Origin of the sequence: Pseudomonas sp. 2,4-D, assembly GCF_030418155.1 — a bacterium.
Lineage (GTDB): Bacteria > Pseudomonadota > Gammaproteobacteria > Pseudomonadales > Pseudomonadaceae > Aquipseudomonas > Aquipseudomonas alloputida.
Genome location: NZ_JAUHUI010000034.1, coordinates 1 through 21,417 on the forward strand (window position 1 = coordinate 1; position 21,417 = coordinate 21,417).

A 21,417-nucleotide genomic window follows, 5' to 3' on the forward strand; every position below is an offset into this window, starting at 1 on the left:
CAGGCCGTCGTAGGAGCGGGTTTACCCGCGAAAGGGCCGGGCCTGCTGGCCAATCTCCACCCGCCGTTCACCGTTGCCGCCGCTACCGTATACGCGGGTAAACCCGCTCCTACATAGGCACCAGCGCCTCGACCATATACACAATCAATTGGCCCCCACCCCTCGGGGGGCCTACAGTGCGCCGCGAAACCCACCCAACCCGGGAAGCCCGCCATGAGCAAAAAGCCGAAAAAGCACGGCCCCAACAAGGCCAAGTCCATCGTTGCCCAGCCACTGTTCCGCTGCCGCCAGGAACAGCCGAACAAGGGCAAAGGCAGCTACCGCCGCGAAGCCTTCCAATCGAGAGATTGGGAGGCTTCCTACTTTTTGGCTGCATGAAAGCATCGCAAGCGCAGGCATGGTATGGTCGTCACCTGACCTGCAACTCTGGATCTGTGCATGCTCTTCCGTCTTATCCCCCGCTGGGAAACCCGCCAGCTGATCGCGGCCTCCAGCTTCATTCTGCTCGTGGCCTGTGCGGAAAAGCCCACCGCCGCCGACGCGCTGCCGCTGGCCCCTGCCCAACCCAATCCCGTGGTGACCGTGCCCGGCGCAACGCCCGACGTCAGCACTGACATCCAGCCCCTGCAAACCTTCGCCCAATGGCAAGCGGGCTTCCGCGAGCAGGCCCTGCAAGCCGGCATTTCGCCGAGCACCTTCGACCGTGCCTTCCTCGGTGTCACCCCCGACCTGGACGTGATCAAGGCAGACCGTAGCCAGCCGGAGTTCACTCGCCCGGTGTGGGAATACCTCGAAGGCGCCCTGTCGCCCCTGCGTGTGCGCAACGGCAAGAAGCTGCTGGAGCAGAACGCCGAGCTGCTGACTCGCCTTGAGCAACGCTATGGCGTGGACCGCCAGGTGCTGGTCGCGGTGTGGGGCATGGAAAGCAACTTCGGCCAGTTCCAGGGCAGCAAGTCGGTAATCCGCTCGCTGGCCACTTTGGCCTATGAGGGCCGCCGCCCACAGTTCGCCCAGGATCAGCTGATTGCCGCGCTGCAGATCATCCAGCATGGTGACATCCAGCCTGAAGCCATGCGTGGCTCGTGGGCCGGCGCCATGGGCCAGACCCAGTTCATCCCGACCACCTACAACACCCATGCCGTTGACTTCGACGGCGATGGCCGCCGCGACATCTGGAACAGCACACCAGACGCCCTGGCCTCAACAGCGCACTACCTGCAGAGTTCGGGCTGGAAACGCGGCCAACCGTGGGGCTTCGAGGTACAGGTGCCGGCGGGCTTCGACTTCTGGCAAGCCGATGGCGCACTGCGCAAACCAGTGAGTGAATGGCTGGCGATGGGCGTGAAACTGCCAGCAGGCACCCAGCTGCCGGCAGGTAGCAACCAGCTGTCTGCCGCCCTGCTGCTGCCGGCCGGTGCACGCGGCCCGGCGTTCCTGGTGCTGGACAACTTCCGCGCCATCCTCAAGTACAACAACTCGTCGTCCTATGCCTTGGCGGTGAGCCTGCTCGGGGATCGCTTCAGCGGCTGGGGCTTCATAGCCGGCAGCTGGCCGAAAGAGGATTTGCCGCTCAGCCGCAGCGAGCGCATGGAGTTGCAGAACCTGTTGAACAGCCGCGGGCATGATGCGGGTAATGCCGATGGCATTATCGGGGCCAATACCCGCAAGGCGATCCGCAATGCCCAGCAAGGGCTGGGCTGGCCGGCGGATGGCTACCCGACCCATAAGCTGCTTGAGAGCCTGCGGCAGCAGTAAGCATTTCGGGGCCGCTGCGCGGCCCCGGTAGTTTCACGCCCTGAACAGATCCTGCTCCAGCACCAGTGTTTGCTGAACACTATCCAGCGTCACCCGAGCCCCCAGGGGCAAACATACATTCGGGTCACAATGCCCGCTGCGCCAGCCCGCCAGCACCGGTACACCCAGCGGTGCAAACGTATCCTCCAGCAATGGTGTCAGCGCGGCTGTGGTAATACCGGCAAAGTCGCCCACCAGCACGCCTTTGATCCCCTCCAGCTTGCCTGCCAGGCGTAACTGGGTCAGCAGCCGATCCACCCTGTACAACGGCTCGTTGACATCCTCGATGAACAGGATGCAGCCCTGGGTATCCAGCTCGGCAAGCGTCCCCATGGTCGCACCCAGCATCGACAGGTTGCCCCCCAGCAGCGGCCCGCTGGCCGCCCCCGGCAGCACGCAGCCCAAAGCGAAACCCGCCGGGTGCGCGACCTGCTCGCCTGCCCTCACATGCCCACCCAGTTGCGCCAGCAACGACGACTCGGTCGGTGGCAACTTGGCCCCCAACAGGTCGGCATTGAGCATTCCCCCATGGAAGGTCACCAGTCCGGCATGCCGGTAGATCGCCGTATGCAGCGCGGTGATGTCGCTGTAGCCGATCAGCGGCTTGGGGTTGCGCCGGATCAGTTCAAAGTCGAGCTGGTCAAGCAGGCGCATGCTGCCGTAGCCGCCACGCATGCACAGGATGGCGTCCATGGCCGGATCGGCAAACGCTGCATGCAAGTCCTGCAGGCGCTGCTGGTCCGGCCCCGCCAAGTAGCCCTGCGCCTGCAGGGCACCCGGGTAGATATGGCAACGGTAGCCGCGGTCAACGAACCACTGGCTTACCTTGTGCGCATCAAGCCGCGCCGCGCCCGCCGGGGCGACAATGGCAAAACATGCGTTGGCCGGCAGCGCGGCTGGCAGGGTGGGTTGGAAGGTTTTGGCGCAATACATCGCGGCTCCTTGCAGCGCATGGGACACAAACAAAAATGCCGATGCCGCCCTTGGGCGCGCATCGGCATCTGTGGCTCTGCTCTAGGCTAGAGCATAGCTCAGAGCTTGATCTTGGCTTCGTGGGCCTGCTGGTCGGCGTGGTACGAAGAACGCACCAGCGGGCCAGAAGCAACGTTCTTGAAGCCCATCTTGTAACCTTCCTCGGCAAACCAGGCAAAGGTGTCCGGGTGAACGAAACGCTGCACCGGCAAGTGGCTGCGCGACGGCTGCAGGTACTGGCCGAGGGTAAGCATGTCGATGTCATGCTCGCGCATGCGGTGCATCACTTCGATCACTTCCTCGTCGGTTTCGCCCAGGCCGAGCATCAGGCCCGACTTGGTCGGTACGTGCGGCACCAACTGCTTGAACTTCTGCAGCAAGTCCAGCGACCAGTCATAGTCCGAACCCGGGCGCGCGGCCTTGTACAGGCGCGGTACGGTCTCGAGGTTGTGGTTGAACACATCCGGCGGCTCTTGCGCGGTGATTTCCAGGGCAACGTCCATACGGCCACGGTAGTCCGGCACCAAGGTCTCCAACTGCACGCCCGGCGACAGCGCGCGGATTTCGCGGATGCAGTCAGCGAAGTGCTGGGCACCACCGTCACGCAGGTCGTCGCGGTCCACCGAGGTGATCACCACATACTTCAGGCGCAGGTCGGCAATGGCAACCGCCAGGTTTTTCGGCTCGTCCAGATCCAGCGGCTTCGGTCGGCCGTGACCAACGTCGCAGAACGGGCAACGACGGGTGCAGATGTCACCCATGATCATGAAGGTGGCGGTACCACCCGAGAAGCACTCGCCCAGGTTCGGGCAGGAGGCCTCTTCACACACGCTGTGCAGTTTGTGCTTGCGCAGCAGTTGTTTGATGCGGTCAACCTCGGGCGACACCGGGATACGCACGCGAATCCAGTCGGGCTTCTTGGGTAGCTCATCGGTAGGGATGATCTTCACCGGGATGCGCGCGACTTTGTCGGCACCACGCAGCTTGACCCCAGCTTCCACCTTCTTCGGCGCTGGGCGCGGGGTGGCATCCTGGGTAGGTATCAGGTTCGGCACGGCTTCTTGCACAGTTGTCATATTCAGTCGATTCCGCCCGTGAGGGTCGTCTGCTCAGCGTAGTCGAGGTGCTTGACCAGCTGTCCGCGCAGCCTTGTCCTGACCTCGTCGAGTTCGATCGGACCTGCCAGGTCGCGCAGCTGGGTCATCGCCAGCCCCGCATAGCCGCAGGGGTTGATTCGGCGGAATGGCGCAAGGTCCATGTCCACGTTCAGGGCAAGGCCGTGAAACGAACGGCCGTTGCGAATTCGCAGGCCGAGGGAGGCGATTTTCGCTCCGTCGACATAGACACCCGGGGCATCGGGCTTGGCAGACGCCTGAACAGCATAGCTGGCGAGCAGGTCGATCAGGGCCAGCTCGATACGGCTGACCAGCTCACGCACGCCAAAGCCCAGCCGGCGCACATCCAGCAGCAGGTAGGCCACCAACTGCCCGGGGCCATGGTAAGTGACCTGACCGCCGCGGTCGGTCTGCACCACCGGTATGTCGCCCGGCACCAGCAGGTGCTCGGCCTTGCCGGCCTGCCCCTGGGTGAAGACCGCGGGGTGCTCGACCAGCCAGATTTCATCCTGGCTGTCCGGGCTGCGCTGCTCGGTAAAACGACGCATGGCCTCCAGCACCGGTTCATAGGGCTGCAGGCCAAGCTCGCGAAAACCGAGGCAGGCGGACATCAAAGCACCATTTTCACGATGCCGGTAGCGCGCAGGGCGCTGTTGATATCGTGCAGCTGGTTCTCGCTTTCGGCAACGATGTGCAATTGCACGGTGGTGTATTTGCCTTCCTTGCTCTGGCGTTCGGCCAGGGTGGAAAGGTCGACTTTGGCGTGCTTGCTGAGAATCTCGATCACCGTGTCCTTGAAACCGACAACGGTGTCACCGATGACCTTGATCGGGTAATCGTCGCAAGGGAATTCGATCTTGTGCGACTTGACGTCTGGTTCGCTCATGGCGGAAACGGCCTCGTAAGCCGTGGCAACAACAACACCCCCGCGGTAGGCGCGGGGGCATGCAGGTCACGTATCAGTTGAACAACCCGTAGAAGAATAGACGGATGCTATCCCACATACGGCGGAAGAAACCACCTTCCTCGACGCCATCAAGGGCGATCAGGTCGGCGCTGTGAACCACTTTCTCGTCCAGTTTGACTTCCACTTTGCCGATCACGTCACCTTTGGCGATCGGTGCGGTGAGCTGCGGGTTCATGGTCATCGAAGCCTGCAGACGCTTCAATTGGCCTTTAGGCATAGTCATGGTCAGGTCGTCAGCCAGGCCAGCCTTGATCTGGCTGGTAGCGCCCTTCCAGACCGGGGCCTGGGTCAGCTCGGTGCCCTTCTGGTAGAAGGTCTGGGTTTCGAAGAAGCGGAAACCGTAGGTCAGCAGCTTCTGGGTTTCGGCAGCACGCGATTGTTCGCTGTTGGTACCGAACACCACTGCGATCAGGCGCTGGCCGTCACGAACGGCCGACGCCACCATGCAGTAGCCGGCTTCGTCGGTGTGACCGGTTTTCAGGCCATCGACGGTCTTGTCACGCCACAGCAGCAGGTTGCGGTTAGGCTGCTTGATATTGTTCCAGAAGAACTCTTTCTGCGAGTAGATGGCGTAGTGGGCCGGGTCGACGTTGATGATCGCACGGGCCAGGGTCGCCATGTCGTGCGCCGACGAGTAATGCTCGGGGTGCGGCAGACCGGTCGGGTTCATGAAGTGGCTGTTGGTCATGCCCAGGTCGGCAGCCGTCTTGTTCATCATGTCGGCAAAGGCGTCTTCGCTGCCGGCGATGTGCTCGGCCAGGGCGACCGAGGCGTCGTTACCGGACTGGATGATGATGCCGTGCAGCAGGTCGCTGACCGTTACCTGGCTGCCAACCTTGATGAACATGCGCGAACCGCCGGTACGCCAGGCGTTTTCGCTGACAGTAACCGGGTCGCTTTCACCGATCTGGCCGCGGCGGATGTCCAGGGTGGCGATGTAGGCGGTCATCAGCTTGGTCAGGCTGGCTGGCGGCAGGCGCTCGTCACCGTTGTTCTCGACCAGCACGTTGCCGCTGGACGCGTCCATGAGTACGTAGGACTTGGCTGCCAGTTGCGGTGGCGCCGGCGTCATCTGCTCCGCCGCAAAGGCGGCAGGCGTGATCAGCAGCAGTACAGGCAGGCAAAGTCGTTTGGCAAGGTTGGTGATGTTCATCCGTCTCTCGAAAATCGCTAATGGTCTGAGATGTTCCCTGGGCAAGATCATGTGCCCAGCGCCAGTCAGTCTAGTTTTATGGCCAATGGCCTGGCCCGCGAATGTGCGGCTTTATGTCGCTGCGGGCAAAAGCGGTCATTGTACATGGCCGCGACCGGCAATTCATGACAAAACCGATAGTTTGGTGTTGCCGTCTTCGCAGGCGCGCCCGCTCCCACAGTCAGTCTGCTGTGACCAGCTTTGCCTGCCCCAAGTTCGCCAGGCGAATGCTGTCCTGTGCTTGCTGGATCTCGCCCTGGCTGCCGATCGGCCCCAGGCGCACGCGGTGCAGGGTCTGCTGGTTACGCACGATCGAGCTGATGAACACGGGTGCATTGACCATGGTGCTGAGCTTGGCGCGCAGTAACTCGGCAGCGTCCGGGTTGGCGAACGCGCCTACCTGCAAGAAACTGCCACCGTTACCACCGGGCACGTTGTTGCCACCCACCTGCACGGGTACCACGGGCGCTGCGTGCTGCTGTGGCGGCGGGGTCCACTGCTCGACCCGCCCGGTACTGGCCGGTATTGCCTGGGTCTGCGCCACTTGCGGCTCCTTCAGCACCATCGGCGGCGTTTGGCCGCGCTGAGCCCACCACTGCTGCGGGTCGATACCCTCGACGCGCACATGCGCGGTGCCGATCTCGGCATAGCCGAGCTTTTTCGCGGCAGCATAGGACAAGTCGATGATTCGGTCGGAATAGAACGGGCCACGGTCGTTCACCCGAAGGATCACGCTGCGGCCGTTCGCCAGGTTGGTCACCCGCACATAGGCTGGCAGCGGCAGGGTCTTGTGCGCTGCGCTCATGCCATACAGGTCGTACAGCTCGCCATTTGCAGTGTTCTGCCCGTGGAACTTGGTGCCGTACCACGATGCCGTACCCTCGGCGCGGTAGTTGCGCGAGTCCTGCATCGGGTAGTAGGTCTTGCCAAGCACTGTGTACGGGTTGGCCTTGTAGTTACCGGTGTGCACGGTCGGGGTGGCATCGGGGATCTTGTTCACATCCACGTCCCACCACGGCGCGCCGTCCTTGTGCGCCCGGTTGATGTCCAGGCCCGGCTGGCTGCGCACGACGTTGCCACTGCTTTTCGGGGCCGGGCGGTTGGAAGAGCAGCTGGCCAGCGCCACACCGACGGCGAGGCAGGTGAGCAGCTTGAAAGCGTTGGCAGAGATGATTGCGCGCATTACTTGACGCCCCGTACTTGAACCAGCTGTTCCGCAAGCTGATGTACCGCCATGGCATACATCACGCTGCGGTTGTAGCGAGTGATCGCGTAGAAGTTCTTCAGGCCCATCCAGTACTCGGGGCCGCTCTCGCCCTCGAGACGGAAGGCGGTAACCGGCAGATCATCGCGCAGCGAATCATGAACCGACCAGCCAAGCGTACGCAACTCCCCTACCGTTTTCACCGGCTCGATGCCGGTGGTCAGGCCTTCGTCGGCGCGCTCACCTTCCACCCAGGCGCGACTGACCACACCCTCGCCGGCCACCCAGCCGTGGCGCTTGAAGTAGCTGGCCACGCTGCCGATGGCATCGTCAGGGTTGTTCCAGATATTGATATGGCCGTCCCCGTCGAAGTCCACCGCGTAGTTGCGGAAGCTGCTTGGCATGAACTGCGGCAGCCCCATGGCGCCGGCGTACGAGCCCTTGAGCGTCAAGGGATCGAGCTGTTCCTCACGGGCCAGCAGCAGGAACTCACGCAGCTCCTTGCGGAAGAACTCGGCCCGTGGCGGGTAGTCGAAGCCCAGCGTCGACAGGGCGTCGATCACCCGGTAGTTGCCGGTATTGCGGCCAAAGAAGGTTTCCACGCCAATGATCGCGACAATGTACTGCGCAGGTACGCCGTACTCCTGCTCGGCACGTGCCAATACAGCCTCGTGCTGACGCCAGAAATCCACACCGCGAGCGATACGTGCATCGGTGATGAACATCGGCCGGTAGTCCTTCCACGGTTTGACCCGCTCGGCCGGGCGCGATATGGCGTCGAGGATCGACTGCTTGCGCTGCACCTCACGAAACACACCCATCAGTTGCTCAGGCGCAAAACCGTAGTCGCGGCTCATTTCGCCAACAAACGCGGCTACCTCGGGCGAGCCGTCGTATTCGCCGGCATGGGCCAGCTGTACAGCGCCGAACAGGCCCACCGCACCGATCCAAGGCGCACAACGGGCAGCCCAGTTACGCACTGCTTGCATGAAATTGTTCACCTTATTCAAACCTGCGCGATCCATTTGCGGTGCGTATGGATCGACATCAAAACGCCAAACGCTGACAGCAGCGTCACCAACGATGTTCCGCCATAGCTGATGAAAGGTAACGGCACGCCCACCACGGGCAGAAGGCCGCTTACCATTCCGATATTGACGAACACGTATACAAAAAAAGTCATGGTCAGGCTGCCCGCAAGCAGCTTGCCGAACAGGGTCTGCGCCTGGGCGGTGATCACCAGGCCACGGCCGATCAGCAGCAGGTAGACAATCAGCAGCAGGCAGATGCCGACCAGGCCGAATTCCTCGCCGAGCACGGCGATGATGAAGTCGGTGTGGCTTTCCGGCAAAAAGTCCAGGTGCGACTGCGTGCCAAGCAGCCAGCCTTTGCCAAACACCCCGCCCGAGCCGATCGCTGCCTTGGATTGGATGATGTTCCAACCGGTGCCCAACGGGTCGCTTTCAGGGTCGAGGAAGGTCAATACCCGCTGCTTCTGGTAGTCGTGCATGACGAAGAACCACATTGCCACCGCGACTGGCACGGCTGCCGCCAGCACGCTGAGGATCCAGCGCCAGCGCAAGCCGCCCATGAACAGCACGAAGGCACCAGAGGCCAGGATCAGCAGCGCGGTCCCCAGGTCGGGCTGACGTACGATCAGCATGAACGGCACGCCGATCAGCACCAGGCTGATCGCCACGTGCTTCAAATGGGGCGGCAAGGTGCGCTTGGACAGGTACCAGGCGATGGTCGCCGGCATGATGATCTTCATGAATTCCGAGGGCTGGAAGCGGATCACCCCAGGAATGTTGATCCAGCGTGTGGCCCCCATGGCGTTGTGGCCCATTACGTCGACCACTACCAGCAACAGCACCCCGGCCAGGTAGGCCAATGGCACCCAACGCGCCATGAAGCGCGGCTCCAGCTGGGCGATGACGAACATCGACACCAGACCGATGCCAAACGAGGTGGCTTGCTTGAGCAGCAGGTCCCAGTTCTTGCCACTGGCCGAATACAGTACGAACAGGCTGCCGGCTGCAAGGGTCAGCAGAATGATCAGCAAGGGGCCGTCGATATGGATGCGTTGCAGAAAGCTCGCACGCCGACGCATCACATCCTCGCTGGAGAGCATGCGATCGAAATTGTTCATCACAGGGCCGATTCCTGGGTAACGGTGGCGGGCGCGAACTCGGGTTTGAGCCGGCCATTTTCGTCGAGCAGCCAGGCGTCCATGATCTGGCGTACCACCGGAGCGGCGACACCCGAGCCGGACTCACCGTTCTCGACCATCACCGAAACCACGATTTTCGGGGCTTCGGCTGGGGCAAACGCGACGAACAGGGCATGGTCACGGTGGCGCTCCTGGAGCTTGTTGCGGTCATACTTCTCGCCCTGCTTGATCGCCACCACCTGGGCGGTACCGCTCTTGCCGGCAATGCGGTATTGGGCTCCGGCAGCTGCCTTGCGCGCGGTACCGCGGGCGTTGTGCATCACCTGTTCCATGCCATGGGTGACCTTGGCCCAGTCGGACTTGTCACGCAGCACGATGTCTTCCATGGGGTTGTCGTCTACCGGCGGCAGGCCTTCGATGGTCTTGGCCAGGTGCGGGCGGTTCCACACACCTTTGTTGGCGATCAGTGCAGTGGCTTGGGCCAGTTGCAGCGGCGTAGCCTGCATATAGCCCTGGCCGATGCCGAGAATCAGGGTTTCGCCAGGGAACCAGGCCTGGCGACGGGTGGCACGCTTCCATTCGCGCGACGGCATCAACCCGGCAGACTCCTCGAACATATCGAGGGAAACCCGCTGGCCAATACCGAACTTGTTCATGTAGCTGGACAAGCGATCGATGCCCATCTTGTGCGCAAGGTCATAGAAGTAGGTGTCGTTCGAGCGCATGATGGCGGTGTCCAGGTCGACCCAGCCATCCCCGGAACGGTTCCAGTTACGGTATTTATGGTCGTAGTTGGGCAACTGGTAGTAGCCAGGGTCGAACACCCTGCTGCTGGCATTCACCACGCCACTGTCCAGACCGGCAATAGCCACCGCCGGCTTGATGGTCGACCCCGGCGGGTACAAGCCACGCAGCACGCGGTTGAACAGCGGCCGATCGATCGAATCGCGCAATTCGGCATAGGCCTTGAAGCTGATGCCGGTGACGAACAGGTTGGGGTCGAAGCTAGGCTGACTCACCATCGCCAGCACCTCGCCGGTTCGCGGGTCGAGCGCAACCACTGCACCACGCCGGCCTCCCAGCGCGGCTTCAGCGGCCTCCTGCAGCTTGATGTCCAGGCTCAGCACAATGTCCTTGCCCGGCTTCGGGTCGGTGCGCTTGAGCACCCGCAGCACCCGGCCACGGGCGTTGGTCTCGACTTCCTCGTAACCCACCTGACCATGCAGGGCGGCCTCGTAGAAGCGCTCGATGCCGGTCTTGCCGATATGGTGGGTGCCGCTGTAGTTCACCGGGTCGAGCGTTTTCAGCTCTTTCTCGTTGATCCGCCCTACATAACCCACCGAATGGGCGAAATGCGCACCCTGCGGGTAATGCCGCACCAGCTGTGCCACCACTTCCACACCCGGCAGGCGGAACTGGTTTACCGCCACGCGGGCGATCTGCTCTTCGTTGAGCTCGAACAGGATCGGCACCGGCTCGAATGGCCGGCGGCCCTGGCGCATGCGCTTCTCGAAAAGGGCACGGTCGTCAGCAGTGAGATCAAGCACTTCGACAATGGTATCCAGCACTTCCTGCCAGTTACCCGCACGTTCGCGGGTCATCGACAGGCTGAAGCTGGGCCGGTTGTCGGCAACGATCACCCCGTTGCGGTCGAAGATCAACCCGCGGGTTGGCGGGATCGGCTGCACATGCACCCGGTTGTTCTCCGACAGCGTGGAGTGGTAGTCGTACTGGATGATCTGCAGGTAGTACAGCCGTGCGATCAACACACAAACAAGCAGCATGATCGCCACTGCGCCGACCACGACGCGGTTGCGCACCAGGCGGGCGTCTTTCTCGTGGTCCTTGAGACGGATCGGCTGCGACATCGGACTGCTTACAGGCTCATTTGTGGTAAGGGTGCCCGGACAACACGGTCCAGGCGCGGTAGATCTGCTCGCCGATGAGTATCCTTACCAACGGGTGCGGCAAAGTCAGCGGCGACAGCGACCAACGTTGCTCGGCGCGCGCGCAAACCTCAGGCGCCAGGCCCTCCGGGCCGCCCACCATCAAATTCACCGTGCGCGCATCCAGGCGCCAGCGGTCCAGCTCGGTGGCCAGCTGCTCGGTACTCCAGGGCTTGCCATGGACCTCGAGGGTGACAATGCGTTCCCCAGGCTGCACCTTGCTCAGCATGGCTTCGCCCTCCTGACGGATCAGGCGGGCGACGTCGGCATTCTTGCCACGGGTGTTCAGCGGGATTTCCACCAGCTCCAGCGACAGCTCGGCGGGCAGGCGCTTGGCATATTCATGCCAGCCTTCCTCGACCCACTTCGGCATGCGCGAGCCGACCGCAATCAGGCGCAGACGCACAGCGCTTTCCTTATTCGCGGTCTTTGAGCTTGTCGGAGTACTCGTGAGCATGGTCCGGGCTGTGGTGCTTGCCATCGGCGGCACGGCTTTGCTCGGCACCCTGCCACAGACGCTCAAGGTCGTAGAACTGGCGGGCAGCGGCGGTCATCATGTGCACGATGACGTCGTTCAGGTCCAGCAGCACCCAGTCGCTGTCGCCTTTGCCTTCTTCACCCAGTGGCTGGGCGCCCTTGGCCTTGACTGCTTCACGGACCTTTTCGGCCATCGCGTTGATCTGGCGGTTGGAGGTACCGGTGGCAATGATCATGTAGTCGGTCAGGCTGTGCTTCTCGCGCACGTCGATGACCTGGATGTCCTGGGCCTTGACGTCTTCCAGCGCTGCCTTGGTCACTGCGACCAGTTCTTCGCCGTAAATTTTCTGCTTGGTCATATAAAACTCGTTCAACTCGTTGGATGAGGCGCCAGAGGCACCGTCAGTTGGGCGCACGATACAGTTCGTGCGCCTCGATATAGGCCAGTACGGCGTCCGGCACCAGGAACCTCACCGATTTGCCGCTGGCCAGCAGCTGTCGGATCTGTGTAGCCGACACCGCAAGCGGCGTCTGCCAGACGAACGAAATATTTCCCGCCGGGCCGGACATGGCGGTGGGATCGCTCTCCGAGCGCGCAGCCAACAGGTTGCGCAACTCGTCAGGGGGTTCTACGTCGGCATCCGGACGTTGCAGTACCAGGATGTGACAGTGTTGCAGCAATTCTTCCCAGCGATGCCAGGCGGGCAGGCCACAGAAGGCATCCCAACCCAGCACCAGGAATAGCTGGTCGTTGCCGGACAGCTCGGCGCGGATCGATTCCAGCGTATCGATGGTGTACGACGGCTTGTCACGTTCCAGCTCGCGGGCATCGACGCTCAGGCAAGCGACGCCCTGCACCGCTTCACGGACCATGGCCAGGCGATCCTGCGCGGCCACCTGTGGCGTGTCGCGGTGCGGCGGCCGGGCATTGGGCAGCAGGCGTAGCTCATCGAGCCCCATGAACTCGGCCACTTCCAGCGCGCTGCGCAAGTGGCCGATATGCACGGGGTCGAAGGTACCACCTAGAATGCCGATACGCCGGACTGCCTGGGCCTTGCTCAACTCAGCAGGACCCCTGGCCGCGCAACTGGCCATCGCCGATCACCACATACTTCTCGCAGGTCAGGCCTTCCAGGCCGACAGGGCCGCGGGCATGCAGCTTGTCGGTGGAAATACCGATTTCCGCACCCAGGCCGTACTCGAAGCCATCGGCAAAGCAGGTCGGGGTGTTGAGCATGACCGACGCCGAGTCGACCTCAGCCATGAACTGACGGGCTTCACCCTGGTGTTCGCTGATGATCGAGTCGGTGTGGTGCGAGCCATAGTGGTTGATGTGCTCGATGGCCTGGTTCAGGCCGTCGACCACGCGAATCGACAGGATCGCATCGAGGTATTCCGTGTGCCAGTCGGCTTCGGTGGCCGGTTTGGCGCTGATGATAGCCTGGGTACGCTCGCAACCGCGCAGCTCCACGCCCTTCTCCACGAAGCGGCGGGCCATTTCTGGCAAAAAGCGCTCAGCCACTTGCTGGTCGACCAGCAGCGTTTCCATGGCACCGCAGATGCCGTAGCGGTAGGTCTTGGCGTTGAAAGCCACATTCCAGGCCTTGTCCAGGTCGGCATGCTGGCTGACATAGATGTGGCAGATGCCGTCCAGGTGCTTGATCACCGGCACGCGGGCATCGCGACTAATGCGCTCGATCAGGCCACGGCCTCCGCGCGGTACGATGACATCGACGAATTCCGGCATGCTGATCAGCGCGCCCACGGCTTCGCGGTCGGTGGTTTCGACCACCTGCACCACCGCCGCCGGCAGGCCGGCTTCGGCCAGGCCACGCTGAATGCAGGTGGCAATGGCGCGGTTGGAGTGTATGGCTTCGGAACCGCCCCGCAGGATGGTTGCATTGCCCGACTTGAGGCACAGGCTGGCGGCATCAATGGTCACGTTCGGGCGCGATTCATAGATGATCCCGATCACCCCCAGCGGGGTACGCATCTTGCCTACCTGAATGCCCGATGGACGGTAGCTCATGTCGCGGATGGCACCGACCGGGTCCGGCAGGCTGGCCACCTGGCGCAAGCCGGTGATCATGCCGTCGATACGCGCCGGGGTCAGCGCCAGACGGTCGAGCAGTGCGGGCTCCAGGCCACTGGCGCGGCCGGCGGCCAGGTCCAGCTCGTTGGCAGCGGTGAGTTCGGCACGGGCAGCGTCCAGCGCGTCGGCGGCGGCTTGCAGGGCGCGGTTCTTCTGCGCAGTGCTGGCACGGCCAATCACCCGGGAAGCCTCACGGGCAGCGCGACCCAAGCGGGTCATGTAGTCAAGAACGGACTCAGTCATGGGTTCGGTGTCTTGGCGAAGGGGAAATCGGCTGATTATAACTGCCGCGCAGGTGTACGCCCAGCGGCGGGTGGCGGATGGTAGAAAATGGATGGGGCAATGTGTAGGAAAGATGTAACCGGGGTTATCGAGATTTCCACCTCCTGTTGCGGCCCTTTCGCGGGCGCGCCCGCTTCCACAGGGATTTGTGTAGGAGCGGGTTTACCCGCGAAAGAGCCGGCACTGCCAACTTCACCCTCCAATTCAGCCTCGATTAAGCCATTCATTGCTATCATCCCCGCCTCTCCAGCCACGAACTGCCCGCATGCCAGCCCTGCCCGACAGCTTTTTCGACCGCGACGCCCAGACCCTGGCCAAGGCCCTGCTGGGCAAGGTCATCCGTCACCGCCACGGCGACCTGTGGCTGGCCGCGCGGATCATCGAGACCGAGGCCTACTACCTTTCCGACAAAGGTAGCCACGCTTCGCTCGGCTACACCGAAAAACGCAAGGCGCTGTTCCTGGATGGGGGGCACATCTACATGTACTACGCCCGCGGCGGCGATTCGCTGAACTTCAGCGCCCACGGGCCGGGCAACGCGGTGCTGATCAAGTCTGCCTATCCTTGGCAGGACACCCTCTCGGGGCCCTACAGCCTGGCGCAGATGCAACTGAACAACCCCGATGCAAGCGGCAATATCCGCCCGCAAGAGCGCCTGTGCGCCGGCCAGACCCTGCTATGCCGGGCCCTGGGCCTGAAAGTGCCGCATTGGGACGCCCAGCGTTTCGACGCCGAACGCCTGTACGTCGAGGACTGCGGCAACGCCGTGCCCCGGGTGATCCAGGCTGCTCGCCTGGGCATCCCGCACGGGCGCGACGAGCACCTGCCATACCGCTTCGTCGATGCCGAGTACGCCCGTTTCTGCACACGGAACCCGTTACGTCGCGGCCAAGTCGAAGGCCGTGATTTCTTCATTCTCGAACAAGGAAGCTGAACATGGGCCAATGGCTCGACAGCCTGACCGGCTGGCTCAGCGCCAACCCGCAGTGGCTTGGCCTGGCGATTTTCCTGGTGGCCTGCATCGAATGCCTGGCCATCGCCGGCATTATCGTGCCGGGCACCGTACTGCTGTTCGCCGTTGCCGTACTGGCCGGTAACGGCACGTTCAGCCTGGGCGAAACGCTGCTCCTCGGCTTTCTCGGCGGCCTGCTGGGCGACGCCTTGTCTTACGCAGTGGGCAAGTACTTCCACCAGAACATCCGCCGCCTGCCGCTGCTACGCCACCACCCGGAATGGATCGGCAGCGCCGAAAGCTACTTCCAGCGTTATGGCATCGCCAGCCTGCTGGTAGGCCGTTTCATCGGCCCGCTGCGGCCGATGCTGCCAATGGTCGCCGGCATGTTCGACATGCCCCTGCCGCGCTTCATCGCCGTCAGCCTGTTGGCGGGCGCCGGCTGGTCGGTAGCCTACCTGCTACCCGGCTGGGCCACCGGCGCCGCCATGCGCCTGCCCCTGCCGGAAGGTTTCTGGCTGGACGCCGGGATCATCGCCGGCGCCCTCGCGGTGCTGATCGGCCTGAGCCTGAATACCAGCCTGCGTGACCAGCGCCACGGCACCCGGCTGGTTGCCGCGCTCAGTTTCATCACCCTGGCCGGTGTATTCCTCGGCTGGCGCTACCTCCATGAATTCGACCAAGGCGTGATGACACTGGTCCAGGAGCATCGCAGCCAGGCCATCGACAGCACCGTGGTGCTGGTGACACGGCTAGGCGATTTCCGCACCCAGTTGTTCCTCGGCGCCCTGCTGACCGGCCTGCTGCTGCTTGCCCGTCAGTGGCGACACGCATTTTTCGCGGCGGGCGCGTTGATGGGCACGGCGATCGCCAACGGCACACTGAAATGGCTATTTGCCCGAGCCAGGCCGGACGTACTGACCGATCCACTGACCAGCTACAGCATGCCCAGCGGGCACAGCTCGGCATCGTTCGCGTTCTTCCTGGTAATGGCCGTACTGGCAGGGCGTGGGCAGCCACCCCGGATGCGCCTGACCTGGGTCATGCTGGGGTGCATTCCAGCGCTGGCGATTGCCCTGTCGCGGGTGTACCTGGGGGCGCACTGGCCAACCGATATCCTGGCTGGGGCCCTTCTGGCCTGTTGCGTATGCGCACTCAGCCTGACACTGGTGCAACGCCAGCAGCCCCTGCCAGCCCTGCCGCTACGGGTGTGGTGGCTGGTGTTGCCGGCATGTGTGGCGCTGCTGGCGTTCTTCGCCATGCATGCGTTGCCGCAGGCGTTGGCCAGGTATCAGTATTGATGTTGCCTGTGCCGGCCTATTCGCGGGTGAACCCGCTCCTACAATGGGTATCGCGTGGTTCACAGGGTATTACGCGCGTTGTAGGAGCGGGTTTACCCGCGAAGGGGCCGGCACCGGCAATACAGCACCATCAGGCGAACAATTCACCCTGAATCCGCTCCAGCAGCTTCTGGATTTCCCCCAGCCGCTGCTGCGGCGAATCGAGGGTCAGCAGGTCCAGCTTGTCCTCTTCCATGAACGGCAACAGATACGCCAGCTGATTGGCCAGCGCCTGACGCCCGTCCACCGGGCGCGGCATGCCCAGCGCTTCGACCATGGGGTGCTCACCCAGAGCCACCAGCAGCGCCAACAGGTCGTCATCGGCTTCCAGCAATGGGCTGTCTGCCTGCTCCGGCAGCCATTGCACCTGGCCCACCAGCAACTGGTCCTTCTGCACCTCGGAGCTTTCCAGGTTGAAGCGCCGCACGCCCTCGACGCGGATACCCAGTAAGCCGTTATCCTGCTGCACGAAGTCGCGGATCACCGCTTCACAGCCGATCGAGGCGACCACCGGCGGTGCCTTGCCGACTTGTTCGCCCTCAAGGATGCACACCACCCCAAACCCTTCGCCCTGCTTCATGCAGCGCCCGATCATGTCCAGGTAGCGCGCCTCGAAAATCTGCAAATCGAGAAAGCAGCCAGGAAACAGCACGGTATTGAGCGGAAACAGCGGTAGCGTCATCACAATTCCTCAAGCCACCAGGCTGACTGCCAGCGGCAGGAACACCGCTGTAGCCACTCCCATCAGGCTCATCGCCAGCGCGGCAAAGGCGCCGCATTCGTCACTTTCCTGCAGGGCCACCGAAGTGCCCACTGCGTGTGCGGTCACGCCCAGCGACATGCCGCGCGCCTCAGGGCTGTGCACGCCGAAGCGGCTCAGCAACGCCGGGCCGAAGATCGCCCCGATCACCCCGGTAATCAACACGAACACCGCGGCGAGGGCCGCCACGCCGCCAATCTGCTCAGCCACCAGCATGGCGATCGGCGAGGTGACGGACTTCGGCGCCATGGTCATCAGGATCATGTGCTCGGCACCGAACCACCAGCCCAGCACCAGGCAGCAGAGCGTGGCGAACAGGCCTCCGACTACCAGCGTAGTAAATGTAGGCCAGAACAGCTGGCGGATGCGACGCAGGTTAAGATAGAGCGGCACAGCCAGGGCCACGGTAGCGGGCCCCAGCAGGATGTTCATGATTTCGGTGCTTTTGCGGTACTCGCTGTAATCGATGCCGCACAGCAGCAACACACCGATCACCAGCAGCATCGATACCAATACAGGTTGCAGGAAGATCCAGCGGGTTTTCTCGTAGGCTGCCAGCACTACCTGATAGGCCCCCAGCGTGATGCCGATACCGAACAATGGGTGATGAATGACCGCATCGAGCGCGCCCTGCCAATCGAGCATCATGGCTGCTCCTCACGCTTGCCCTGGCGCTGGATGAGCTTTTGCATCAGCACACCGACGAATACCAGGGTCACCAGGCAGGAGATCAGCAAGGCCCCGGAAATCGCCCAGAAGTCGGCGGCAATGTCCCTGGCATATACCATCACCCCGACTGCCGGCGGCACCAGCAGCAGCGGGAGATAGCGCAGCAAGCTGCTGGCGGCCTCGTTCAGCGGCTTGCCGACCTCACCGCGGGCCATGAGGAAGAGCAGCAGCAACAACAGGCCGATGATCGGCCCGGGCAAAAACGGCACAAACAGGTGATTGATCGCCGTCCCCAGCAGCTGGAACAGGACCAGCCAGGTCAAACCACGCAACAGCATAAGCATCTCCCTCGGGCATGGCCGCCATTATAAGCACGCACAGCTTCAGACCGACATTCGCCGAAAAGCGGGCAACTTGACTGAAACGGTTCGCCGTGCTGATCTTGTACTTTCGTACCAATTGACAGCCCGGAGAGTCCGCGATGCCCCATGTACCGGTTACAGAGCTTTCGCAGTACGTTGGCAAGGAGCTGGGCCAATCGGAGTGGTTGAAGATCGACCAGCAGCGCATCAACCTGTTCGCCGAGGCGACCGGCGATTTCCAGTTCATCCATGTCGACCCTGAGAAGGCGGCAAAAACCCCGTTTGGCGGCACGATCGCCCATGGTTTCCTGACCTTGTCGCTGATCCCCAAGCTGATCGAGGACATCCTCGTCCTGCCGCAAGGGTTGAAGATGGTGGTGAACTACGGGCTGGACAGCGTGCGCTTCATTCAGCCGGTCAAGGTCGACAGCCGGGTTCGGCTGAAGGTAAAGCTGGGCGAGGTGGTGGAGAAAAAGCCGGGGCAGTGGCTACTCAAGGCGATTGCCACGCTGGAGATTGAGGGTGAAGACAAACCTGCTTATATAGCCGAGTCGCTGTCGCTCTGTTTTGTCTGATACATGCCCGGGGGCTGCTGTGCAGCCCCCGATCCACAAATCCCCCGCACTCGCGTAAACTGCCAGCCTTCGCGCAGCCTAGGGCTGCCCCTGTCGATTTATCAAAGGTGCCCGCCATGCCCTGGCTGCAAGTACGCCTGGCCATCAGCCCGGAACAAGCCGAAACCTATGAAGATGCGCTACTTGAAGTAGGCGCCGTCTCGGTCACGTTCATGGATGCCGAAGATCAACCGATCTTCGAACCAGACCTCAACACCACCCCGCTGTGGTCGCATACTCACCTGCTGGCGCTGTTCGAGGCCGATGCCGACCCTGAACAGGTGTTCGCCCACCTGCGCCTGCTGACCGGCGCCGAGCTGCCCGAGCACCAGGCCGAGGTGATCGAGGACCAGGACTGGGAACGCAGCTGGATGGACAACTTCCAGCCGATGCGCTTCGGCCGCCGCCTGTGGATCGTGCCCAGCTGGCACGATGCCCCGGAAAAGGACGCCGTGAACCTGCTGCTCGACCCGGGCCTGGCCTTTGGCACCGGCACCCACCCCACCACGGCCCTGTGCCTGGAATGGCTCGACGGCCAGCAGCTTGAAGGCACCCAGGTGCTGGACTTTGGCTGCGGTTCGGGCATCCTGGCCATCGCTGCGCTGCTGCTGGGCGCTCGCGAAGCGGTAGGTACCGACATCGACGTGCAGGCCATCGAGGCTTCGCGCGACAACGCCCAACGCAACGGCATTGCCGACGAGAAACTGGCGCTGTACCTGCCCGAGCACATGCCGGCGATGCAGGCCGACGTACTGGTTGCCAACATCCTCGCCGGCCCCCTGGTGTCGCTGGCGCCACAGTTGTCCGGCCTGGTTCGCCCAGGTGGTCTGCTGGCGCTTTCGGGCATCCTCGCCGAGCAAGGTGAAGACGTGGCCGCCGCTTATGCCGCCGACTTTGAACTGGACCCGATCGTCGTGCGCGACGGCTGGGTGCGCATCAGTGGTCGGCGTCGCTAAGCGGGCCTAGAATACTTTTCTGCACAGCTCCCCGGATCGCCGCATGACCGACAGTTTCGTCACCCAGTGCCCGCATTGCCAGACCAGCTTTCGCGTCACCCACCACCAGTTGGGCGTGGCGCGTGGCGTGGTGCGCTGCGGTCACTGTCTGCAGGTATTCAATGCCGCCAAGCAGCTGCTGGAGCAAAACCGTGCCGCTACCACCAGCGCCCCCGTGGTGCCGGCACCGGTACCTCCAGCGCCTGCCGCCCCACTGGCCGAGCCGGCGCAAGAGCCCGCCGACAGCGTACGCGGCACCCCTCCTGACCAGGACTGGGCGCTGACTGCCCAGGCGCTGGACGAGCTCGACCTCGACAAGGAACTGGAGCGCCTGGAGCGTCGCGGCCAACCGGCCCCGGCCCGCACGGCCAGCCAGGATGAGAACCTGCAGGCCCGGCGCGATGAACTTCACCCGGACGAGCACGCAGAAGACCTTTTCGGCACGGCTACCGATGAGCCCTACGTGCCGCAGGAACCGGCAGAGCCTACCCCGGTGCTGCTGGAACCGGAACCTTTGGAGCTCGACCTGGAGCCTGCACCCGGCGAACGCACCGAGCCTACCCTGGGCAGCAACCTTGACCTGGACATCGATGGCGAGCCCCCCGTGCACAGTGCGGCCGTACGCGATGACCAGCCCGCATTCAGCGAACCGCTGCGCATCAGCGATGACGAAACCCCGGAAAAAGGCCTGAGCGCCCGCGACGATGAACCACTGGCGCTGCGCCTGTCGGCGCATGACGACGAGCCCGTCGAGCCGCTGCCCGGAGAGCGCCTGGAACCAGGCTTTGCCAGCAAACCCGAGCGCTCCTCGCGCAAGGAGCCGCTGGTCGACGTGGTCGACGACCCGCTGCAGCTAGGCTGGGAAAAACCCGCACCCAACTGGGGCAAGCGCCTGCTGTGGGGCTTTCTGACCCTGCTGGCTGCCGGCCTGCTGGCGTTCCAGTACGTGTGGTTCCATTTCGACGAAATGGCCCGCCAGGACCAGTATCGGCCGATTTTCCAGCAGATCTGCCCGATGGTCGGTTGCCAGGTGCCTACCCGCGTCGATATTGCACGCATCAAGAGCAGCAATCTGGTGGTGCGCAGCCACCCGGACTTCAAGGGCGCACTCATTGTCGACGCGATCATCTACAACCGCGCACCGTTCGCCCAGCCGTTCCCATTGCTGGAGCTGCGCTTCGCCGACCTCAATGGTCAACTGATCGCCAGCCGTCGCTTCAAGCCCAGCGAGTACCTGTCGGGCGAACTGGCAGGGCGTGGCGAAATGCCCAGCCAGACGCCAATCCACATTGCCCTGGACATCCTCGACCCTGGGCCGAAGGCCGTGAATTACAGCCTGAGCTTCCGTTCGCCGGAGTAGGCGGCAAGCGGCCAGCAGCAAGCGACAAGACAAGAAGCCCCAACCGTGACCGCTTTTCGTCTTGTCGCTTGCTGCTTGAAGCGCAAAGGCATAAGCCGACAACTGTTCAGATTTTATCCAAATCCATCTTTATCCAGTCATCGAGAGCGGGTAT

The 21,417-nt window shown here is 63.0% G+C and carries 23 protein-coding genes; 7 read left to right on the forward strand and 16 right to left on the reverse strand.

Going from position 1 to position 21,417, the window contains the following annotated elements; genetic code table 11:
* Window positions 1–213: 213 nt before the first annotated feature.
* Window positions 214–378: an alternative ribosome rescue factor ArfA gene (gene arfA / locus QYE47_RS20460; RefSeq protein ID WP_003249747.1), complete on the forward strand. Its 165-nt coding sequence runs from the start codon at window positions 214–216 to the stop codon at window positions 376–378.
* Between the two features lie 60 nt (window positions 379–438).
* On the forward strand, window positions 439–1,755 hold the full coding sequence (locus tag QYE47_RS20465; protein ID WP_014592532.1) for a lytic murein transglycosylase: 1,317 nt from the start codon (window positions 439–441) through the stop codon (window positions 1,753–1,755).
* 33 nt (window positions 1,756–1,788) lie between these two features.
* Here the strand turns inward: QYE47_RS20465 and QYE47_RS20470 are convergent, their stop codons facing one another.
* The 13 genes from QYE47_RS20470 to QYE47_RS20530 all read right to left on the reverse strand — a co-directional run bounded on the left by QYE47_RS20470 (window position 1,789) and on the right by QYE47_RS20530 (window position 14,172).
* Complete coding sequence (locus tag QYE47_RS20470; RefSeq protein ID WP_014592533.1) at window positions 1,789–2,727, reverse strand: LD-carboxypeptidase; 939 nt, start codon at window positions 2,725–2,727, stop codon at window positions 1,789–1,791.
* Between the two features lie 98 nt (window positions 2,728–2,825).
* Window positions 2,826–3,842, reverse strand: coding sequence for a lipoyl synthase (gene lipA / locus QYE47_RS20475; protein WP_003249742.1), 1,017 nt, complete (start codon window positions 3,840–3,842; stop codon window positions 2,826–2,828).
* 2 nt (window positions 3,843–3,844) lie between these two features.
* Complete coding sequence (gene lipB / locus QYE47_RS20480; protein WP_003249738.1) at window positions 3,845–4,492, reverse strand: lipoyl(octanoyl) transferase LipB; 648 nt, start codon at window positions 4,490–4,492, stop codon at window positions 3,845–3,847.
* Window positions 4,492–4,767 carry a DUF493 domain-containing protein gene (locus tag QYE47_RS20485; RefSeq protein WP_003249736.1) on the reverse strand — a complete coding sequence of 92 codons (276 nt, stop codon included), beginning with the start codon at window positions 4,765–4,767 and terminating at the stop codon, window positions 4,492–4,494. Before QYE47_RS20485 ends, lipB begins: the two co-directional genes overlap by 1 nt.
* A 73-nt stretch (window positions 4,768–4,840) precedes the next feature.
* A complete protein-coding gene (locus QYE47_RS20490; RefSeq protein WP_014592534.1) occupies window positions 4,841–6,001 on the reverse strand; it encodes a D-alanyl-D-alanine carboxypeptidase family protein in 1,161 nt (386 codons plus the stop codon).
* A 220-nt stretch (window positions 6,002–6,221) separates the two neighbouring features.
* The gene (locus tag QYE47_RS20495) at window positions 6,222–7,223 is read right to left on the reverse strand and encodes a septal ring lytic transglycosylase RlpA family protein (RefSeq protein ID WP_014592535.1); all 1,002 of its coding nucleotides are present in this window, start codon (window positions 7,221–7,223) and stop codon (window positions 6,222–6,224) included.
* The gene (gene mltB / locus QYE47_RS20500; RefSeq protein WP_014592536.1) at window positions 7,223–8,233 is read right to left on the reverse strand and encodes a lytic murein transglycosylase B; all 1,011 of its coding nucleotides are present in this window, start codon (window positions 8,231–8,233) and stop codon (window positions 7,223–7,225) included. Before mltB ends, QYE47_RS20495 begins: the two co-directional genes overlap by 1 nt.
* 17 nt (window positions 8,234–8,250) lie before the next feature.
* A complete protein-coding gene (gene rodA / locus QYE47_RS20505) occupies window positions 8,251–9,354 on the reverse strand; it encodes a rod shape-determining protein RodA (protein ID WP_003249727.1) in 1,104 nt (367 codons plus the stop codon).
* Window positions 9,355–9,392: 38 nt separating this feature from the next.
* Window positions 9,393–11,282, reverse strand: a complete 1,890-nt coding sequence (gene mrdA / locus QYE47_RS20510) for a penicillin-binding protein 2 (protein ID WP_019437047.1) — start codon at window positions 11,280–11,282, stop codon at window positions 9,393–9,395.
* 16 nt (window positions 11,283–11,298) lie between these two features.
* Entirely contained in the window at window positions 11,299–11,766 is a 468-nt protein-coding gene (gene rlmH / locus QYE47_RS20515; RefSeq protein WP_003249722.1) for a 23S rRNA (pseudouridine(1915)-N(3))-methyltransferase RlmH, read from the reverse strand.
* A 10-nt stretch (window positions 11,767–11,776) separates the two neighbouring features.
* On the reverse strand, window positions 11,777–12,196 hold the full coding sequence (gene rsfS, locus QYE47_RS20520) for a ribosome silencing factor (protein ID WP_009685825.1): 420 nt from the start codon (window positions 12,194–12,196) through the stop codon (window positions 11,777–11,779).
* Between the two features lie 43 nt (window positions 12,197–12,239).
* Window positions 12,240–12,932 carry a nicotinate-nucleotide adenylyltransferase gene (gene nadD, locus QYE47_RS20525; RefSeq protein WP_014592538.1) on the reverse strand — a complete coding sequence of 231 codons (693 nt, stop codon included), beginning with the start codon at window positions 12,930–12,932 and terminating at the stop codon, window positions 12,240–12,242.
* The gene (locus tag QYE47_RS20530) at window positions 12,901–14,172 is read right to left on the reverse strand and encodes a glutamate-5-semialdehyde dehydrogenase (protein WP_004576854.1); all 1,272 of its coding nucleotides are present in this window, start codon (window positions 14,170–14,172) and stop codon (window positions 12,901–12,903) included. The genes nadD and QYE47_RS20530 overlap by 32 nt, the downstream gene beginning before the upstream one ends.
* 304 nt (window positions 14,173–14,476) lie before the next feature.
* Here QYE47_RS20530 and QYE47_RS20535 point away from each other — a divergent pair, with 304 nt between their 5' ends.
* Window positions 14,477–15,145: a DNA-3-methyladenine glycosylase gene (locus QYE47_RS20535; RefSeq protein WP_070384390.1), complete on the forward strand. Its 669-nt coding sequence runs from the start codon at window positions 14,477–14,479 to the stop codon at window positions 15,143–15,145.
* A gap of 2 nt (window positions 15,146–15,147) precedes the next feature.
* A complete protein-coding gene (locus tag QYE47_RS20540) occupies window positions 15,148–16,464 on the forward strand; it encodes a bifunctional DedA family/phosphatase PAP2 family protein (RefSeq protein WP_070384391.1) in 1,317 nt (438 codons plus the stop codon).
* Window positions 16,465–16,594: 130 nt separating this feature from the next.
* Here QYE47_RS20540 and QYE47_RS20545 read toward each other — a convergent pair whose 3' ends face one another.
* The 3 genes from QYE47_RS20545 to QYE47_RS20555 are packed head-to-tail and all read right to left on the reverse strand — an operon-like array spanning window position 16,595 to window position 18,270.
* Window positions 16,595–17,185 carry an LON peptidase substrate-binding domain-containing protein gene (locus QYE47_RS20545; RefSeq protein ID WP_003249708.1) on the reverse strand — a complete coding sequence of 197 codons (591 nt, stop codon included), beginning with the start codon at window positions 17,183–17,185 and terminating at the stop codon, window positions 16,595–16,597.
* Between the two features lie 9 nt (window positions 17,186–17,194).
* Window positions 17,195–17,911: an LrgB family protein gene (locus QYE47_RS20550; RefSeq protein WP_004576852.1), complete on the reverse strand. Its 717-nt coding sequence runs from the start codon at window positions 17,909–17,911 to the stop codon at window positions 17,195–17,197.
* Window positions 17,908–18,270, reverse strand: a complete 363-nt coding sequence (locus QYE47_RS20555; protein WP_070384392.1) for a CidA/LrgA family protein — start codon at window positions 18,268–18,270, stop codon at window positions 17,908–17,910. Before QYE47_RS20555 ends, QYE47_RS20550 begins: the two co-directional genes overlap by 4 nt.
* Window positions 18,271–18,413: 143 nt before the next feature.
* On the opposite strand from QYE47_RS20555, the gene QYE47_RS20560 reads away from it, so the two are divergent.
* From QYE47_RS20560 to QYE47_RS20570, 3 genes are all read left to right on the forward strand, one after another.
* A complete protein-coding gene (locus tag QYE47_RS20560; RefSeq protein WP_070384393.1) occupies window positions 18,414–18,869 on the forward strand; it encodes a MaoC family dehydratase in 456 nt (151 codons plus the stop codon).
* A 116-nt stretch (window positions 18,870–18,985) separates the two neighbouring features.
* Window positions 18,986–19,864, forward strand: a complete 879-nt coding sequence (gene prmA / locus QYE47_RS20565; protein ID WP_003249700.1) for a 50S ribosomal protein L11 methyltransferase — start codon at window positions 18,986–18,988, stop codon at window positions 19,862–19,864.
* A gap of 43 nt (window positions 19,865–19,907) precedes the next feature.
* Window positions 19,908–21,263, forward strand: a complete 1,356-nt coding sequence (locus QYE47_RS20570; RefSeq protein ID WP_070384394.1) for a DUF3426 domain-containing protein — start codon at window positions 19,908–19,910, stop codon at window positions 21,261–21,263.
* Window positions 21,264–21,417 lie beyond the last annotated feature (154 nt).

What these genes read in the sequence shown, in the direction of transcription:
- nadD (WP_014592538.1), bottom strand. Translation starts at nt 12,932, where the DNA reads ATGGCCAGTTGCGCGGCCAGGGGTCCTGCTGAGTTGAGCAAGGCCCAG.
- mltB (WP_014592536.1), bottom strand. Translation starts at nt 8,233, where the DNA reads ATGCAAGCAGTGCGTAACTGGGCTGCCCGTTGTGCGCCTTGGATCGGT.
- QYE47_RS20495 (WP_014592535.1), bottom strand. Translation starts at nt 7,223, where the DNA reads ATGCGCGCAATCATCTCTGCCAACGCTTTCAAGCTGCTCACCTGCCTC.
- mrdA (WP_019437047.1), bottom strand. Translation starts at nt 11,282, where the DNA reads ATGTCGCAGCCGATCCGTCTCAAGGACCACGAGAAAGACGCCCGCCTG.
- prmA (WP_003249700.1), top strand. Translation starts at nt 18,986, where the DNA reads ATGCCCTGGCTGCAAGTACGCCTGGCCATCAGCCCGGAACAAGCCGAA.
- arfA (WP_003249747.1), top strand. Translation starts at nt 214, where the DNA reads ATGAGCAAAAAGCCGAAAAAGCACGGCCCCAACAAGGCCAAGTCCATC.
- QYE47_RS20490 (WP_014592534.1), bottom strand. Translation starts at nt 6,001, where the DNA reads ATGAACATCACCAACCTTGCCAAACGACTTTGCCTGCCTGTACTGCTG.
- lipB (WP_003249738.1), bottom strand. Translation starts at nt 4,492, where the DNA reads ATGTCCGCCTGCCTCGGTTTTCGCGAGCTTGGCCTGCAGCCCTATGAA.
- QYE47_RS20545 (WP_003249708.1), bottom strand. Translation starts at nt 17,185, where the DNA reads ATGACGCTACCGCTGTTTCCGCTCAATACCGTGCTGTTTCCTGGCTGC.
- QYE47_RS20470 (WP_014592533.1), bottom strand. Translation starts at nt 2,727, where the DNA reads ATGTATTGCGCCAAAACCTTCCAACCCACCCTGCCAGCCGCGCTGCCG.
- rsfS (WP_009685825.1), bottom strand. Translation starts at nt 12,196, where the DNA reads ATGACCAAGCAGAAAATTTACGGCGAAGAACTGGTCGCAGTGACCAAG.
- QYE47_RS20535 (WP_070384390.1), top strand. Translation starts at nt 14,477, where the DNA reads ATGCCAGCCCTGCCCGACAGCTTTTTCGACCGCGACGCCCAGACCCTG.
- QYE47_RS20465 (WP_014592532.1), top strand. Translation starts at nt 439, where the DNA reads ATGCTCTTCCGTCTTATCCCCCGCTGGGAAACCCGCCAGCTGATCGCG.
- lipA (WP_003249742.1), bottom strand. Translation starts at nt 3,842, where the DNA reads ATGACAACTGTGCAAGAAGCCGTGCCGAACCTGATACCTACCCAGGAT.
- QYE47_RS20540 (WP_070384391.1), top strand. Translation starts at nt 15,148, where the DNA reads ATGGGCCAATGGCTCGACAGCCTGACCGGCTGGCTCAGCGCCAACCCG.
- QYE47_RS20555 (WP_070384392.1), bottom strand. Translation starts at nt 18,270, where the DNA reads ATGCTGTTGCGTGGTTTGACCTGGCTGGTCCTGTTCCAGCTGCTGGGG.
- QYE47_RS20560 (WP_070384393.1), top strand. Translation starts at nt 18,414, where the DNA reads ATGCCCCATGTACCGGTTACAGAGCTTTCGCAGTACGTTGGCAAGGAG.
- QYE47_RS20550 (WP_004576852.1), bottom strand. Translation starts at nt 17,911, where the DNA reads ATGATGCTCGATTGGCAGGGCGCGCTCGATGCGGTCATTCATCACCCA.
- QYE47_RS20570 (WP_070384394.1), top strand. Translation starts at nt 19,908, where the DNA reads ATGACCGACAGTTTCGTCACCCAGTGCCCGCATTGCCAGACCAGCTTT.
- QYE47_RS20530 (WP_004576854.1), bottom strand. Translation starts at nt 14,172, where the DNA reads ATGACTGAGTCCGTTCTTGACTACATGACCCGCTTGGGTCGCGCTGCC.
- rodA (WP_003249727.1), bottom strand. Translation starts at nt 9,354, where the DNA reads ATGCGTCGGCGTGCGAGCTTTCTGCAACGCATCCATATCGACGGCCCC.
- QYE47_RS20485 (WP_003249736.1), bottom strand. Translation starts at nt 4,767, where the DNA reads ATGAGCGAACCAGACGTCAAGTCGCACAAGATCGAATTCCCTTGCGAC.